This is a genomic window from Acinetobacter sp. AB03 (assembly GCF_058107045.1).
Genome location: NZ_JBUEBA010000002.1, coordinates 1,012,814 through 1,029,538, shown reverse-complemented (window position 1 = coordinate 1,029,538; position 16,725 = coordinate 1,012,814). Strand labels below are relative to the sequence as shown.

Below are 16,725 nucleotides of genomic sequence, written 5' to 3'. Positions count from 1 at the left end.
TTAAAATTGAATATTTCGATATTATAAATAATCGCCTTCACGCTCAGGTTGATAAACCACTTTTTCAATTTTGACTTTCATCATTTGACCATCTGGCTGCGGCCATTCAATTTCTTGACCTTCAGCTAAGCCCAGAATTGCTGCGCCAATTGGGGCTAGAACATTGACCTGTCCCTTCTCGCCTTTAAAATCATGCGGATAAACCAAGGTAATTTCAGATGCTTCTATAGATGGTGCAATGGTCAGTAAAACTTTTGCATTCATCGTTACCACATTGGCAGGCATATCTTGTGGAGCAACAACATCGGCGCGTGCCAATTCTTCTTCAAGCAACTGCATGGTCGGTGTAAGTTTAGGCTGATGCTCTAACATCGTTTCTAAACGATGAAGATCCTGCTCAGAAATGATAATTGCTGGGTTTGCCATGTGCTGCATTCCTATTTGAATACGGTATGAATAAAATTCTTATTAAAAATAATTTATTAGCCTATAACTTCTGTTATATCAGAAATGCAGTCTAAATTACATTTCAACTGATTTTGATTTTTTAATGCTATAAAAAAAGCCCCCTTGAGGGGGCTTTCTCAAGTCAGAACTTAGTTTGCGTAAACAGGAAATTTCGCACAAACAGCTTCAACTTTCGCTTTAACAGCGTTAATCACAGCTTCATCACCTTTGCTGTCTAGGATATCAGCGATCCAGCCAGCAAGTTCACGTACTTCAGCTTCACCGAAACCACGAGTCGTCACAGCCGGTGTACCAATACGGATACCAGAAGTCACAAATGGTGAGCGTGGGTCATTTGGTACGGCATTTTTGTTCACAGTAATGTGAGCTGCACCTAACCATGCATCTGCTTCTTTACCTGTTACATCTTGCTTAATAAGAGATAACAAGAACAAGTGGTTTTCTGTACCACCAGAAACGATGTCATAACCACGAGCAATAAGAACTTCAGCCATTGCTTGAGCGTTCTTCACTACTTGTTGTTGGTAAACTTTGTATTCAGGAGCCATTGCTTCTTTAAAGCAAATTGCTTTAGCCGCTACCGCATGAACCAATGGACCACCTTGGTTACCAGGGAATACAGCTGATTGTAATTTTTTCTCAATTTCTTCGTTTGCTTTTGCAAGGATTAAACCTGAACGTGGGCCACGAAGTGTTTTGTGTGTAGTGGTTGTTGTTACGTCAGCAATCTGAACTGGGCTTGGGTAAACACCAGCAGCAACTAGACCAGCAACGTGAGCCATATCTACAAATAGGTAAGCACCAACTTTATCCGCGATGTCACGGAAACGCTGCCAATCTACAATTTGGCTATAAGCAGAGAAACCAGCTACGATCATACGTGGCTTGTGCTCAATTGCTAAACGTTCAACTTCTTCGTAATCAATCTCGCCAGTTTCAGGGTTTAAACCGTACTGAATTGCGTTATATGTTTTACCAGAAAAGCTTACTTTTGCACCGTGAGTCAAGTGACCACCGTGAGCCAAGCTCATACCCAAAACAGTGTCGCCTGGGTTAAGAAGGGCTAAGTAAACAGCAGAGTTTGCTTGTGAACCTGCATGCGGTTGAACGTTTGCGTAATCTGCACCGAAAAGCTCTTTAGCACGGTCAATCGCTAATTGTTCAATCACGTCTACATATTCACAACCGCCGTAGTAGCGTTTGCCTGGGTAGCCTTCAGCATATTTGTTTGTAAGTTTTGAACCTTGCGCTTCCATTACTGCTGGAGAGCAATAGTTTTCAGAAGCAATCAGTTCGATGTGCGCTTCTTGGCGAGCATCTTCATTTGTGATTGCTTGCGCGATTTCTGGATCAAATTCAGCAATTGAGATATTGGCAAACATTAGCGAGGTCCTATGAAATTAGGGCTTTTAAGCCGTGCTAAGATTGGCGCGTATTGTAGCATGAAGTTTATAAATTTCGAGAACGAACTTTACGCAGTTTTAAATAAAAAATCGCTGACAAAGCAGAACTCCATGAGCGATTTGAGTCAAAGCAAATTACTGAATTGGCATGAGAGATTCATAATTTAATTAATCATAAACTCGAACAGCATGCGAATTCATCTATCTATTGAAAAAGTGAATCGATATTGTCTACAAAACTTTCATAATTTTGTGTATAAACAGTGCCATGATCCCATGCAACACTCGTTGTATATTGAATATTACTTGCACTGGTACCATTGGCTTTCATTGAAGCTATGAGAAGATCAGTTGCAGCTTTTGGTACCGTTGTATCTGCTTCCCCTTGATAGATAAATACCTTTTTATTTAATGGAGCTAGCCCCGGTTGAGACTCTTTTTTAAGGAATGTATCTATTACAGGAATGCTCATAAAACCGCTCTGTAATCGACCATAGCCCGTTAAAGTTCCTTGACCATTACCAGCTGCATAAATACTCATAGCAGTGCCTAATTGCACTCCAACTGTTGAGCTACATTCTGCTTCTGCAATTGGTGCAAGGATTACTGTATCGTTCTTAAATACTTCATTATAGGTCACAGACTTATTATGTCCCTGCATACCTGCAACAATTAAAGCAGTGTAAGTATCCAATTGAGCGAGCATTTGTATTTGATAATTTATAGGCAGAGTAGATGCTTGCTGTTCACCTATTGTAAGTATGGACGCCAAATTAGATGCAGGAGCAATTGCAACTGTGCCTTTATAATTTAATTGCGCCCGCGATGCATATTGAGCTGCACCAAGAACAGCATGCCCGCCTTGTGAGTGGCCTATGCTTGCCCATTGATCACTGACTTTTTTCCCTAGCTGGTCTTTTAAATATTTTCTGGCAGCGACAACGGCATCCGTAATGGAAAATGCCTCACTTCTTAAGTTTAAGAATGGATGATTGCCAGGTGCTCCTAGACCCTCATAATTTGGTGCAACAACAACATACCCTTCATCAAGCAAACTTTCTATTAATTCCGCTGTTTGCCCCAATCCCAATACACTCGGTGCACATTTGTCAGCAACGCCCGTTGTTCCATGAGCCCATACCACAATTGGCCAACCATTTACAGGAGGAACTGTTTTTGGCGTAAACACTAAAGTTGTAGCATCTACTTCAGCACCATCTACACCAAGCATTTTGTAGGTTACCAATGATTTAGATGCACTAGCATCCGATAATGCAGTATCGACCGTACTATCAATATCGGTATAAGACTCCACCCTCACTACAGGATTAACAATATTATTTTTAGGCACCCCATCATCTACGATAACAGAAGTTGAATCGCCATCCCCTCCTCCACAGGCTGTTAAAACAAGCACAGAACTACTGACGAACACGGCCAATATATGTTTTTTCATCTTAAAATTCCTTAATGACATTTTTTCTTGTTGTAACGATTCAAATCACTTGAATACATTAATGATTTACGCCTCAAAATGACACATGGCAAGACCAGTTACGAGAATGATACAAAGTGAGCATTGTCTGCAAGTGAGCACTTACCATTGTTATAAAAACTGGTCATTGGAACTTAAAATAAATCCTGATCCCACAACTGAATTCAGGCATTAAGCTCTTCTCTAGTCTTTGTTTGAACCGAATCCCAAAGAATTATTTTAATTTTAAGCAAAAATTTTCCTTGTAATCTGCCTAAATAAATCAACAAGTAGCTTCCAACTTTTCCCTTGCTTAATAAAGTCTGATCTCTAATCACCTAGGTTCACCCGATGATTTAAACAACATCACCGCACAAAATCAGCGAATAAACCACAAATCTGGCAGTCATAGGCTGTCTTGATAGTCTTGGAAATGATAAATTTATTCAGCTTTTAATTTTCGGATATGCACATGCAAGCCATTATTCTCGACACAGAAACCCATACCCTAAATGGTCAACCCATTGAGATTGCATATGCACCGATTGAAATTGCAAATGGCAAATTAAGCCTAGACAAAAGCCAAGTATTTGATCAGCTCTATACCGTCGATGAACCAATCTCATTCGCAGCGATGGCTGTGCATCATATTTTAGAGTCAGACCTCGTTGGGAAGCCTCACTATACGACCTTTAAACTCCCTGCAGAAACGCAATACATCATTGGTCATAATATTGATTATGATATTCGTGCTATCGAAAAATGTGGTGTCGATACTTCTCATATTAAAGCGATTTGTACACTCGCCCTTGCACGTTTGGTCTGGCCTGATGCTGAAGCCCACAATATTTCGGCACTCATTTATATGATTTCAAAAGGCAGTGAAAAAGCCCGTGAAATGATTAAAAAAGCTCATCGTGCCGATATGGATATTATTTTAACGGCCAATATTTTAATGCATGTGGTTCATCAATTAAAAATAAACAGCATGGAGCAATTATTTGCTGTCTCTGAAGATGCTCGTATTCCGCGAATCATTAATTTTGGCAAGCATCGCGGAACAGCGATTGCCGAACTCCCTGCTGACTATATTCAGTGGTTAATGCGTCAAGATGAACTCGATCCGTATTTACGTAAAGCTTTAGAAAATACGAGCATTAAAACGCTCTAAAATGTATTGTCATAAATTCTTAATATTGTTGTAATTTTCGCCCTGTATGTTCAGCCTTAATTTATTTGTTCGGGGGAGTAAATTAAGGTATGAATCATTATCAAAAAACAGCATTGGGTTTAGATGCTTTACAACAACGTCATATCCCACTCAATGCACGTCAAAGACGACTATTGGTTTTAATTGGTACAGAAGATTTTGAACAATTGGCTGACCAATTCAAACAACGCATCGCAACGCCTGAAATCCTCGGACAATTAATTGAATTAGGTTTAATTCATTCCATACAAACAGCTCGCGTCTCTAGCCCAATACAGCCGTCATCGGAGGCTCAATCATCGACGTCTGTACTCGAAAATAGTCAGAATAACGTCAATCCAATAGATTTAGACAGCACAGCGCAGACTCCTTCACCACCCACCCCTACACAAAGCCCAGCCCCACCGCTTAAAGCTTATAGCTTTGAAGAAACACGCGATTTGATGATGAGCTTATTACAACGTTATTGTGGCTTAATGGCAAAACAACTCATTCTTCAAATTCAATCGGCGACAGACTTACACAGTCTCAAACGCTGCCAAATGCAATGGATTACGACGTTACAGGAAAGTCGAATAGAACCCATAGTACTCAACCAACACTTACAACAGATCAATCACTCACTGTTGCGTTTGCAGGCAGCCTAAATAAATAGATTCAATGGATAATTGAGTCTTAGTTAAGATTTAAAAATTACAAGTTTGATTAGCAATCAATTATTTTACATTTTATTCAGGCAATAAATCTTAATGTCTTTCATCGACTTTATAAGACTTTGGCACCATGGTTACTCGAACCATTCATCAAACAGATTGATAAATAGGAAATATGTGTGAAGTGATATCCTAATTTCACTTTAGGATCTTCAATATAATCGCACAAAAAATTTATCCCTTATATTCTTCGATGGCCTAACTTAGATCGCCCATAAAAAAAGCCCATGTAAAGATGGGCTTTTTTCAATAGGGTTAATCAACAACTCGGTATATATTTTCCGTTTGTCGACTTTCAAATAACAGTTCAATACTAGGCAGAATCACTTCACCATCAACAACGATATGTTCAATTCGTTTAAACAAATCCAAACGTTCTGCTTCGGAGTTTTCAGGTACTTGTCTTAACTGGGCCTTCACATTATACGTTTGACTGTACTGGTCCTTTACCTTTACATCTACAAGCTGAGTCATGGTCATTTTCCTTTTCTTTTTTTAGCTCTGTTTAATCTTATAGCACAAGTTTTTTCCAACACTGCCCTTAGAGTTGTTAGAATTTATCGCAATGTTAATTTATATAAATATTTTCAAAATCATAACTATAAATCATAAACTTAAATCAAATATGCTTAACAAGCGAGATACATAGTCATATTTTTTTTACATAAAAAAAGCTCGCATTGCTGCGAGCTTTTCTATGTTGGAAGGCTAGTGCTGATTTATTGTTTGAACATTTCGTTCTAAACTCAACGAGCTGTCATTGATCCGTCCAACTACATCGTAGCGTCTTAGTTATCGACCTACTGTTAGTACAATATAAAAGTATTTTTGACTCTCGACAAGGACTTATGACATTTCGAAACAACTGTACAAATAAAAGCCAATTGATATTTTTTAAAAATAAGAGACCATACTGAAAGGCTAAATCTAGATAACAGCTCAGCATCAAATCAAGTAAATCACACATTCAGCCTATGAGTTCTTTTCCATCTTAGTTCAATCCATTTTGAGTGATTTATATCGGTATTGTCGCAATACAAAACTAAACTCATTTATCAAAACTGATTTGTTTAATTACAGTTTTGAACTTTAGCGTTGGTTACGTCTTTCGGCTTGCAAACAGCAGATCGGCAAACTGCTCTACTCTATTTTTACTGTAAGAAGAAATAAGGGATCGATATCCACTGCACCACAAAAATGGGCTATGGCTTGTTCATCTGTTATGAGAGACCTTTGATTGTCAACGTAACTACTGTTCTTGGAAACAATGCAACCTATCGCAGTTTACAACGATTGGTGCCAATGGCGGTCGGCAGGCCGCTGTAATTGGCGATAATGTATATATTGGCCCAAATGTCTGTATTATCGATCATGTTAAAATTGGCGATAATGCCACCATCGGTGCAGGGAGTGTAGTGACCAAAGATATTCCTGATAATGCAACAGCCGTAGGTAATTATGCAAAAGTTATCCACTATAATAATGCTGGAAACTCAGTAAATAGACGTTGGCTGAATTGAAAATAAAAATAACATCAGCATAATTTAATCAACTTAGCACTCTATAAATAAAACACAGACTGACAATTTTTATACTTCGTGAATTTTAAGACATAATATGTTGGTGTTGTATTTAAAAAGCTCATGACTACGAGAAATTAGGTTAGGGTAAATCTTCGTTTTTGTTCGATGAGTAAAATAGAGGTACATCATGACCACGATTAATATTTCAGACATTAAAGAACATTCTAGTGTAATTGCCGTATGTGGCACTAAAGTTGGAGATGTTGACCATATAGAAGGTAAAGAGATCAAACTGACTAAACATGGCGATGGCAAACACCATATTATCCCAAGTGCATGGGTAAGAGAAATTCGAGAGGATCAGGTCATGTTAAGCAAAGATGCCCAAGAAATTAAAGATAATTGGATTGAAGCCTAGACTCAAAAAAACTGCAAAGCTACCAGCCTTTGGGCTGGTACTGCATATGATATAAACACGAAGTAGATGCAAGGAACGTAATCTACATCCATCTATCTGAGCTTGATCAATATTGATCTATCGTAAAAGTATAAAAATCACTCAAACACAACATTCTTAATCTTTAAAAGGGTTTGAAACTTTATCTTTAATACTTAACCAAACCAAAAAAACCATAATAAATAAAAGTAATCCAATCACGATAAAGAATGTTTCACCCACAACGAAACCGGTAATGAGCGCCCCTAACCCAATGAATGATAATAAAGTGATCAATACTCTGCCAATTCATGTTTGTTCTCCAATGATCGAAATAATAAAGAGCTCATTATTACGTTTAGGCATGTCAATTTAATGTTGTTTTCATTAAACTTTAATAGTGCTTTTGATTGATGAGGCGCTATTGTGTACTATTCATATTATCTTAATGAAAACTAATGTAATTTTTATATAAAAATTACATATATATTAATATGAAGTTTCTCTATACTTAGAAAAATACCAGCAAGCAAATTCGATCAATTTTCACCCAGATTGATTTCAGTCATGAGAATTGAGCTTCTACAGGCGTCACAACAAAACTTTAAAAAATCTGTTCTTGTCTTGGGGGCATGAGTGATCAAGAAATCTGTTTTTCATAGTTTAGATTGGCTTTGTTGCACAAAGATTTATAATTTGAAGCACTCCCCAACTCACTCAAATTTAAGTTACAACTCGGGTATGAGGTCGGCCTAATTCCGTAAATTTATTCAGTACGGCTATACGGGCATGTATCTCATTGACTTGGCTCCCAAAGTTTCTTGAATATAGTCGATCGCCTAATAATTTAATGCAATGCATTTTGGTTTCGACCAAACTTCGCCGATGATAGCCTGACCATTTTTTCCATAGTGTCCTGCCTAAATGTTTAACAGTAAGAAGTAATTCATTTCGCTCTTGCGAATGAACTTTTGTATCTTTCCAAGGCTTTGCATTTTTTCTGGGTGGAATAACTGCATTCGCTTGCCGATCTGCAATGACCTGACGGCATTGTTTTGTGTCATAAGCCCCGTCTGTATAAACTGAATCAATCTGTTCATCCAACGGGATTTGTTCAAGTAAATCCCCAAGGACTTGTGAATCGCTCACATTGTTCGTAGTCAACTGTGCAGCCCGTATTTGCAGGGTTTTAGCATCTATACCAATGTGAAGTTTACGCCATTGACGACGATATTCAGGCTGATGTTTCCTACGTTTCCATTCACCTTCACCTAAAAACTTTAAGCCAGTAGAATCAACGAGTAGGTGTAATCCATCACAACTTTTTTGATAGCCAATTGCAAGATCAATATACCTTTGTCTTCTGCAAATGGTGGAATAATCTGGGGCTGTCCAATCTAATCCACAGAGTTTAATCAGGCTTTGTATAAAGCCAGTGACCATGCGTAGGGAAAGACGAAATATGGATTTAATCATTAAGCAGCATTGGATAGCTGTATCGGAATAAGTCTGATTTCGACCATGTTTGCTTTTTGGTTGAGCGTACCATTGTGTTTTGGGATCAAACCAAATGGCAATATTCCCACGATTAATGAGAGCTTGGTTATATGTGGACCAATTGGTTGTACGGTAGATTTTAGGTGTAGGCTTATTCATTCGAAAATTATATTATGGAATAAGCCTTTAGAGATAGGTTTGTGCAACAAAGCCAACCCGGATCGGGCTTTTATGTGTCTAGCCCTGTCGCGCCACTGGCTTTAGCCCAAATAGGGCCTAAGCTCGATAGAGAGGTCGACCCTTTATGGGTCTCTCGACAAGCCTTAGATACAGATCACAGCACACTCAAACCAGGTTGCGGCTGGTTACCACCCGAATGGTTATATGAGACAGGTGTTCGACGTGCTCTGCGTAGCATGGCAAAAGCAGATAGCTTAGAACTGGTGGAGTATGCAACACCAGCAGGACATCCTGAACTGCGACAATTAATTTCTCGTCGTTTAATTCACATTGGCATTGAAGCTTCGCCTGAACACATCATGCTCACCGAGTCTGGCACGCAAGCAATTGATTTGATCTGTCGTTTTTTATTGGAAGCTGGGGATACTGTTATTGTCGATGACCCTTGTTATTTTAATTTTCATGCTCTCCTCAAAGCTCATCGCATTAATATTGTGAGTGTGCCGTATACTCCCCATGGCCCAGATTTGGAGATCTTTCAGTCTGTTTTAGCTGAACACTCACCACGGCTGTATATCACCAACTCAGGCATACACAACCCAACTGGTGCAGTGCTTTCCCCCGTCACGGCGCATCGCTTACTTAAATTGGTCGATCAAACCAATTTAGTCATTGTGGAAGATGATATTTTTGCCGACTTTGAACATACCCCTGCCCCACGACTGGCTGCTTTTGATGGACTCAATCGTGTCATTCAAGTTAGTAGTTTTTCAAAAACGATTTCAGCCTCTTTGCGCTGTGGCTATATCGTGGCCAAAAATGAATGGATTGAAAATCTAATCGATTTAAAGATCGCCACCTCTTTTGGTGGAGGCCGACTTGCCGCCGATATGGTGCTGATTGCCTTAAAAGACAGTGGATATCGTAAGCATATGGAAACGGTGCGCTTACGCCTAGCTCATGAAATGCAAAAAGTCATCACTCAGCTCGGGGCTTTAAATATTCACCCGTGGCTAGTCCCACAAGCGGGCATATTCCTGTGGTGTAAACTTCCCGACGGTTTCGATGCTGCGCTCATTGCGCGAGAGTGTTTAAAACACGGCGTTGTTTTAGCACCAGGAAATGCGTTTAGCCAATCCTTAAATGCACAGAATTTCTTACGCTTCAATGTCGCACAATCGGTAGATCCGCCTATTTTCGAAACGCTCAAAAATGTGTTAGCTCCACAGCAAAACTCAACATAATAAAAGCCTCTACTTAGAAATAGAGGCTTTTATTAAAATGGTTGAATGGCTTATGAACAATACTCGTCACGTTGATGCTCAATTAAAGACAGTGCGGCATTCCATGCTTTCAGCATCACCATTTCAATCAATTCACTTTCAAACTGTTGAGCTGTGTGTTGACGTACAGCTTCAGACGGAAGATGAAGCTCTGCTCCTCCCGCCATCGCCTTGATCTGCGCTTGGCATGCACGTTCAAGGAAGTAGATCTCGTGAAAAGCACGTTGAATTGAATCCCCTGTCGATAGCAAACCATGATTACGTAAAATCATGACTCGGTTTTGCCCCAAGTCTTTCACGAGACGCTCACGCTCTTCGGTCAATAATGCCACCCCTTCATACTCGTGATAGCTCACTTTGTTATAAAACTTCAAAGCATGTTGAGACAAAGGCAATAAACCATGTTTTTGTGCAGACACTGCAATGCCATCTGCGGTATGCGTATGAATCACGCAGTGCACATCTTTACGTGCATCATGGATCGCGGAGTGAATCACAAAACCTGCGGTATTGACCAATTTCCCCTGATCATAATCCGCAATAATATTGCCTGCATAATCAATTTTAACCAAATGCGAAGCCGTCATTTTTTCAAAGGGAATGCCATATTGATTAATCAGAAAATGACCGTCTTCGTCGGGTACGCGTAGACTAATATGCGTATCAATTAAATCGGTCATGCGGAAATGCGCAATTAGACGGTACAACCCCGCAAGCTGACAACGCGCATCCCATTCTTTTTCTGACACGACATCTTTTAGACTTTTCATCGCATGTAAACTGGTCATTTGTTATCCCTATTATCTCTATCCATTAAAGTTAACATTGAGCTTGAAGGAAAAAGCTCAATCCTGCTTAAGTCCTTCTCTCAACATAAACTGATTCTTCGTAAAATAGCGAAACCTGTCTTGAATGATTCTGCTATTTCCGTGTGCTATCAAGCAACTTAACACGCTATGACGTCGATGGTGTTTTAATGCAGTCATTCACGAAGATGGTTTTGCCTTTCAGCATCGAGGGTGCAAAATCGACCATGCTTCGTAAAGTTCGGGTGAAATGCGCCTGATCGGCAAAACCCGCTTCCAAGGCAATATCAATCAAACTCTGACCTGCTGCCCAGAGTTTGATGGCATAGCGAATACGCAACCAAAGGATGTAGCGCCGCATGGAAATCCCCAATTGCTGACTGAACAAGTGCATCAGCCTCGACTCAGACAGTCCCGTGTGTGCCGCGACTTGAGCTACTGTGGGAATCTGCTGAGGTACAAGTTTTTGAATATAACGACAGGCTTGTAAAACGCGGGCATCCCATGGCAATACCTGTAACGGATTTGGGTTTAACGTTGACAGTAGCGCTAAGACCAATTGTTTGGCTTCATCAGGAGTGAGTTGCCCAGCGATCAACTTTTGAAACTGTGAATGAAACGTAGCAAGGCAAGCGGCAGATAAAGAACAAATCTGTTCGCCATTCAGCAATGGATACAAGTATCCATAAAGTGCATGATCAGGATCAATCATGAGCGCAAGATAAGGTTGATTTTCTGAATCGGTACTGTGCATCACATTGGGTGCCATCACCACAATATCGTGATAACGACGTACTTGGTCGTCTAAAGTGATTGCAAAAGGTGTTCCCAAACCAATTTGTAAAAGTGCTGGAAAATGGGCATGGGCATGGGCATTATTCAACTGCTCATGAGTCACATACAAAATGACACCATCCCAAGTGTAAATTTTACTTTGATGCGCTAACCCTAAACTCGCGTCCTTGCTTTGCGATAGCATATTCGTTCAAGACCATCTTTGGTTTCCTGTTTAAAACTACGCCTTGTAACCACTAAAGGAGTAGGACATGTTACAGAATACCCAAACCCAAATTAAAAACAATATGCAAGATTTGGTGAATAACGCCCATCTTTCTGCTGCATTGGTTGCAAGCCCTGCTGTGCAAATTAAGGGAAGTGATGGCCGTTATAAAACCTTAAAAGAATTCTATCCCTTCTATCTTTCTCAGCATGAAGACCCCACTTGCCGACGTTTATACTTTGTGGGAACCACCTGTGTGATCGGGATTACTGCGGCTGCGGCGATGACCAAAAATCCAAAACTACTCTGGGCTTTGCCTGTAGTGGGTTATGGATTTGCTTGGATCGGTCATTTCTTTTTTGAACATAATAAACCAGCCACATTTACATATCCGTTTTACAGTTTCGTTTGTGACTTTAAAATGTATAAAGACATTTTATTCAAACGCGTCGATTGGTAAATAAAAATGCGACTGTCTTATATATTTGTAGGGCAGTCGTTTGATCAAAATCTGACGATTATTGCTATTGTTAAGGTTACTCGCCACAAAATCCCTATAAGAGCGACACTCCTTAATTACATCCAACCACGCCATCTACTTAGGCTGCATCAACGTTCACTAAACGGCATCACCATCTACTCTAATGCAAGGCACTCATTTCTCACTGGCTCAATTTATAAAATAAGTCCTTACTTTTGACCGAAAATCCCCCCTTGAATGCTCATTTACAACCCTACTCTCTAATTCTTTTCAGTGATGCACAATATGCATATTTATTAGAACAGCTTATCGAGCAGCATCTTCCTGTGCGCTTTGATATGCAACTCGCATCAGACTATTTACAAATGAGTGAGCGTCATCTTCGACGCTACTTATTGCTAGAAGGCATTAGTTTTCAGCAAATTCGACAAACCGTGTTAGAGCGAAAAGCGAAACAGATGCTTGAAAATAATCTCTCCATTGGGGACATTAGCCAAGCTTTAGGTTTTAGTGAAGTACGTGAATTTCGTCGGGCATTTAAACGCTGGACAGGCCAAGCGCCGTCTGTTTATAAAAATGGTACCGAATGATCCTAAGCTGATACGGAGGCCCATTTTTTCTGTTTTTATTCGTTCCCTCTTTAAAAGTTGAAGCTGAAATCTGTTCAATTAAAGCAACCAAACTGCTTCGGTCAGCTGCTTAATTTCATCCATATCATGGCTGACATATAACATCGGGATATGGGTTTCAAGTTGGACAGTTTGAAAAAAAGGAAGGATTTCCTGTTTATGTGCAGCGTCTAATGCAGACAATGGTTCATCTAATAATAATAAATTTGGCGAATACAACAATGCCCGACCTAATGCAACACGCTGCTTTTCACCACCTGAAAGCTTCGTCGGCATACGACTGAGTAAATGATTAAGTTTAAGCAGTTCAATAATATAATCGGGATCAAAACGTCGGCTTTCAGGCGGAATGCGCTTATAGCCGAACAATAAATTTTGCATCACCGTCATATGTGGAAACAGTTGCGCATCCTGAAAAACCAAACCTACATGACGTTGCTGCACGTTTAAATTGATCTTATTTTCAGCATCGAACCATGTCTGATGATTGATTTTAATCCAGCCCTTGACTGGAGTATTAAGCCCTGCAATGGCATGCAAAATACTGGTTTTTCCTGAGCCTGACGCTCCAAATAAACCAATGACATGATGTTCAGATGAAAATGTCTGATCGAGTTTAAATTTGCCTAAATTTAACTGAATATGACAGTCAATCATCGTCTTAATGCCCTCGTTTATTTTTCTGATAGCGATGGAACCACTGGGCAAACCATAACGCCAAAAATGCCACAGTTAATGACAGTATAATCAATCGCCAAACCGCTTGTTCTGTGTCGGGTTGCTGCATCAAGCTATACATGGCCAAGGGCAAAGTTCTGGTCTCCCCTGCAATATTACCGACAAAGGTAATAGTTGCGCCAAACTCGCCCAGACTGCGACAAAAACATAAAATTGCCCCCACCAATATGCCACTGCTGGCTAAAGGCAAAGTGACATAAAAAAAAGTGCTCAAGGAGGAAGCACCGAGCGTTTTCGCCGCCATTTCTAGTCGTTGATCCACCAACTCTATGGCCAAACGAATCGATTGAACCAAGAGTGGAAAGCCCATCACGGCTGAAGCTAAAACTGCGCCTTTCCAGTTAAATGCAAAATTGAGTCCAAAGGGCTCAAGATACTTACCCAGTATCCCGTTTCCGCCAAAAATCTGTAACAGCAAATATCCTGGCACCACAGGCGGCAGCACCAGAGGTAGAAAAATAAACGTTTCAAATAAGGATTTGCCAAAAAACTCTTTACGTGCCAAAACCCAACCCACTGCCAACGCAGGGGTCAGACTCAATGCCAAACAGGTTGCAGCCACTTGGCAGGATAACTTGAGTACCTCTATTTCTTCAGCCGATAAAGAAAACATCATCACTTAGCAGCAGATAAAACGGTAAAGCCATATTTTTTAAAGACAGCATGTGCTTGTTTACTTTGTACAAACTGATAAAACGCTAGCGCATCTGGATTATTTTTGACAAGACCTAAGGGATAAACAATCGGGGTATGGGTGCTGATAGGGAAAACGCCAACGACGGTGACATCTTTACTGATAGCAGCGTCGGTTGCATAGACAATGCCAAGCTGACATTCGCCACGCGCTACAAAGTTGAGCGCAGCTCTGACATCTTCAGTTTCAACCAATCTTGGTTCAAGTTTTGACCACCACCCCAATGCGGTCAGTGCTTGTTTCCCATATTTTCCTACAGGAACACTTTTGGTGTCACCTGTACAAAGCTTGCCCTGAAAGGCAGTAGAAGGATCAAAACTTTTATCCATTTTTATTTTGACGGGCTTAGCTTTGGGCGAAATTAGAACAAGACGATTGCCCAATAAATTCACACGTTTATTCAGCACAATTAACTTTTTATTTTGCAGATAATTCATCCATTGTTCATCTGCCGAAATAAAAACATCAGCAGGTGCACCCGCTTCAATTTGCTTAGCCAAAGTCGACGACCCTGCATAAGAGGTTTTCACGCGTACTCTTTTTTGTTGTTCAAACATTGCATCGACATCTGCTATAGCATTGGTCAAACTGGCTGCTGCATAAACGGTAATAGCTTGCTCTGCATGTACCTGTGCCGCAAGAGCCAAAGCACAACACAACATCGCATATTGCATGCACTTATTCTTAAAATTGAGCAGCACCATGTTCCCCTTAAGCGTTATAAATTGACCGATATGTTTTCAAAAATATATTGATACATAAGCAACGTCAATTCCAGAAACAGATTATTTATCGTTCAAGTTAAAGGGTTTGTATCTTAATCACGTGACTGAATACTGCTCTTGCAATTTAGTCAGTAAAAATAAGAGCTTTTTAAACATAAGAAGCTTATTCGTGTACGCCATGACTGAGTACGAGAAAGATCTAGCTGACCAGACTAGATTATTGTTTAAGGTATCGAGCTATTTCTGCAAAATCTTGCTCAATCGCAACGCGTGCTTTTATTTCCATCTGTCTAAATTGACTTAAAATACTTTCGCCCAAGTCCGTGAGTTTTGCCCCACCACCATGCGTTCCACCTTTTTGAGTTTCGACCAAGCCTGACTGAAAGCTATGATTCATGGTTTCAACCAACTGCCATGCACGGCGGTAGCTCATATTCATACTTTTTGCAGCTTGAGAAATTGAGCCAGTACGTCGAATTTCTTCCAATAACTCGGCCTTACCTGGCCCAAAGGCAATGTCTTGATTGAGAAGTATTCTGAGCTGTAATTTTAATTTGACATCCTGCATACATTCCCTCAAATAAAGACCTGTCCTCAACACAGATGACCTAAAGAAAAACCTTTTACTTTTTATACAGCAAAATTTTGAATATCAAGTATATAAAACAAAACCATTACCGCGGCAAAAACTCGCTAAGGTCAAACCTGACTGCTTTGCCATATTAATCGCCATACTGGTTGGAGCTGAAATACACGCCAGCAAGGCAATATTCAGTTGAGCACACTTACGAATCAACTCATAACTAGCTCGGCTGGTCATCACTACAAAACCTTGATTTACATCATAATGATTTTCTGCAATATAACCCAATAGTTTATCTAAAGCATTGTGTCGGCCTACGTCTTCAAATAAAGCCACTATTTCCCCTGCTTCAACCCATGCAGCCGCATGTGCACCACCCGTCATTTGGGTGATTTTCTGTCGGGTATTGAGTTGAGCAATGGCTTGCGGAATTTGAGCCAACCATCCCTCACAAAGGGCTGTGGTAATTTGAGATAAATCCAAATGAAGCTGCTGCAAACTTTCAATCCCACAGAGACCACAACCCGTGCGTCCAACCATCATCCGTCGATGTTGTTTGAGCGCCATAAAGGCACGGGCAGAAATTGTCATTTCGACTTGGATCCCGAATTCCGTTTCGTGTATGTCCAAAGAGTAAAGCTCTTTCAAACTCGTCAAAATACCTTCAGACAAGCTAAAACCTTTGGCAAAGACTTCAATATCTGCTGGCGTCGCCATCATTACCGCATGGGAAATCCCATTATAAACTAAAGCAATAGGATGTTCTTGCACCACAAAATCAGATTGTTCAACAGCTCTATTTTCACTTAAACGCTGAATATCAACAGCTTCATACCCCAGAGAATTCAACGTCGACGCCCGAATATCCATAATAATTTTCCA

General features: G+C 40.2%; 18 protein-coding genes and 1 pseudogene. 7 read left to right on the top strand and 12 right to left on the bottom strand.

The features are described from left to right. Positions 1-21: 21 nt before the first annotated feature. From rnk to ACY3FQ_RS05365, 3 genes are all read right to left on the bottom strand, one after another. A complete protein-coding gene (gene rnk, locus ACY3FQ_RS05375) occupies positions 22-426 on the bottom strand; it encodes a nucleoside diphosphate kinase regulator (protein ID WP_126037301.1) in 405 nt (134 codons plus the stop codon). A gap of 170 nt (positions 427-596) precedes the next feature. After that, positions 597-1,850, bottom strand: a complete 1,254-nt coding sequence (gene glyA, locus ACY3FQ_RS05370; RefSeq protein WP_005400534.1) for a serine hydroxymethyltransferase — start codon at positions 1,848-1,850, stop codon at positions 597-599. A gap of 226 nt (positions 1,851-2,076) precedes the next feature. Beyond that, entirely contained in the window at positions 2,077-3,327 is a 1,251-nt protein-coding gene (locus tag ACY3FQ_RS05365; RefSeq protein ID WP_126037303.1) for an alpha/beta hydrolase, read from the bottom strand. Positions 3,328-3,817: 490 nt separating this feature from the next. Between ACY3FQ_RS05365 and ACY3FQ_RS05360 the strand changes: the two genes are divergently transcribed. Then, the gene (locus tag ACY3FQ_RS05360) at positions 3,818-4,516 is read left to right on the top strand and encodes an exonuclease domain-containing protein (RefSeq protein ID WP_004696037.1); all 699 of its coding nucleotides are present in this window, start codon (positions 3,818-3,820) and stop codon (positions 4,514-4,516) included. An 89-nt stretch (positions 4,517-4,605) separates the two neighbouring features. Beyond that, positions 4,606-5,202: a hypothetical protein gene (locus ACY3FQ_RS05355; RefSeq protein WP_236769685.1), complete on the top strand. Its 597-nt coding sequence runs from the start codon at positions 4,606-4,608 to the stop codon at positions 5,200-5,202. A 321-nt stretch (positions 5,203-5,523) separates the two neighbouring features. On the opposite strand, the gene ACY3FQ_RS05350 is transcribed toward ACY3FQ_RS05355, so the two are convergent. Next, positions 5,524-5,742: a hypothetical protein gene (locus ACY3FQ_RS05350; RefSeq protein WP_004696033.1), complete on the bottom strand. Its 219-nt coding sequence runs from the start codon at positions 5,740-5,742 to the stop codon at positions 5,524-5,526. An 818-nt stretch (positions 5,743-6,560) separates the two neighbouring features. Between ACY3FQ_RS05350 and ACY3FQ_RS05345 the strand changes: the two genes are divergently transcribed. Beyond that, positions 6,561-6,788 (top strand): DapH/DapD/GlmU-related protein, encoded by a 228-nt coding sequence (locus ACY3FQ_RS05345; protein ID WP_489774387.1) that lies wholly within the window; start codon positions 6,561-6,563, stop codon positions 6,786-6,788. Between the two features lie 190 nt (positions 6,789-6,978). Then, on the top strand, positions 6,979-7,209 hold the full coding sequence (locus ACY3FQ_RS05340; protein WP_087013366.1) for a DUF2171 domain-containing protein: 231 nt from the start codon (positions 6,979-6,981) through the stop codon (positions 7,207-7,209). Positions 7,210-7,950: 741 nt separating this feature from the next. Here ACY3FQ_RS05340 and ACY3FQ_RS05335 read toward each other — a convergent pair. Beyond that, entirely contained in the window at positions 7,951-8,883 is a 933-nt protein-coding gene (locus ACY3FQ_RS05335) for an IS5 family transposase (protein WP_126037306.1), read from the bottom strand. 41 nt (positions 8,884-8,924) lie between these two features. Here ACY3FQ_RS05335 and ACY3FQ_RS05330 point away from each other — a divergent pair, with 41 nt between their 5' ends. Continuing rightward, entirely contained in the window at positions 8,925-10,148 is a 1,224-nt protein-coding gene (locus tag ACY3FQ_RS05330) for an aminotransferase-like domain-containing protein (RefSeq protein ID WP_236769687.1), read from the top strand. 50 nt (positions 10,149-10,198) lie between these two features. Here the strand turns inward: ACY3FQ_RS05330 and ACY3FQ_RS05325 are convergent, their stop codons facing one another. Further along, a complete protein-coding gene (locus ACY3FQ_RS05325; protein WP_004982474.1) occupies positions 10,199-10,975 on the bottom strand; it encodes a class II aldolase/adducin family protein in 777 nt (258 codons plus the stop codon). 166 nt (positions 10,976-11,141) lie between these two features. Beyond that, the gene (locus ACY3FQ_RS05320) at positions 11,142-11,972 is read right to left on the bottom strand and encodes a helix-turn-helix transcriptional regulator (RefSeq protein WP_489773673.1); all 831 of its coding nucleotides are present in this window, start codon (positions 11,970-11,972) and stop codon (positions 11,142-11,144) included. A gap of 67 nt (positions 11,973-12,039) precedes the next feature. Between ACY3FQ_RS05320 and ACY3FQ_RS05315 the strand changes: the two genes are divergently transcribed. Then, entirely contained in the window at positions 12,040-12,453 is a 414-nt protein-coding gene (locus ACY3FQ_RS05315; protein ID WP_126037312.1) for an Mpo1-like protein, read from the top strand. Positions 12,454-12,758: 305 nt separating this feature from the next. Then, positions 12,759-13,064, top strand: a pseudogene (locus tag ACY3FQ_RS05310) (helix-turn-helix transcriptional regulator); the annotation flags it as partial. A 78-nt stretch (positions 13,065-13,142) separates the two neighbouring features. Here the strand turns inward: ACY3FQ_RS05310 and ACY3FQ_RS05305 are convergent. The 5 genes from ACY3FQ_RS05305 to fdhD form a co-directional block, all read right to left on the bottom strand. Further along, positions 13,143-13,760: an ATP-binding cassette domain-containing protein gene (locus ACY3FQ_RS05305; RefSeq protein WP_236769690.1), complete on the bottom strand. Its 618-nt coding sequence runs from the start codon at positions 13,758-13,760 to the stop codon at positions 13,143-13,145. A gap of 4 nt (positions 13,761-13,764) precedes the next feature. After that, entirely contained in the window at positions 13,765-14,457 is a 693-nt protein-coding gene (gene modB / locus ACY3FQ_RS05300; protein ID WP_236769692.1) for a molybdate ABC transporter permease subunit, read from the bottom strand. Further along, positions 14,457-15,197, bottom strand: coding sequence for a molybdate ABC transporter substrate-binding protein (gene modA / locus ACY3FQ_RS05295; protein ID WP_439098908.1), 741 nt, complete (start codon positions 15,195-15,197; stop codon positions 14,457-14,459). The genes modB and modA overlap by 1 nt, the downstream gene beginning before the upstream one ends. Before the next feature lie 280 nt (positions 15,198-15,477). After that, positions 15,478-15,828: a winged helix-turn-helix domain-containing protein gene (locus ACY3FQ_RS05290; RefSeq protein WP_236769696.1), complete on the bottom strand. Its 351-nt coding sequence runs from the start codon at positions 15,826-15,828 to the stop codon at positions 15,478-15,480. 84 nt (positions 15,829-15,912) lie between these two features. Beyond that, positions 15,913-16,713, bottom strand: a complete 801-nt coding sequence (gene fdhD / locus ACY3FQ_RS05285) for a formate dehydrogenase accessory sulfurtransferase FdhD (protein ID WP_236769698.1) — start codon at positions 16,711-16,713, stop codon at positions 15,913-15,915. Positions 16,714-16,725: the final 12 nt, after the last annotated feature.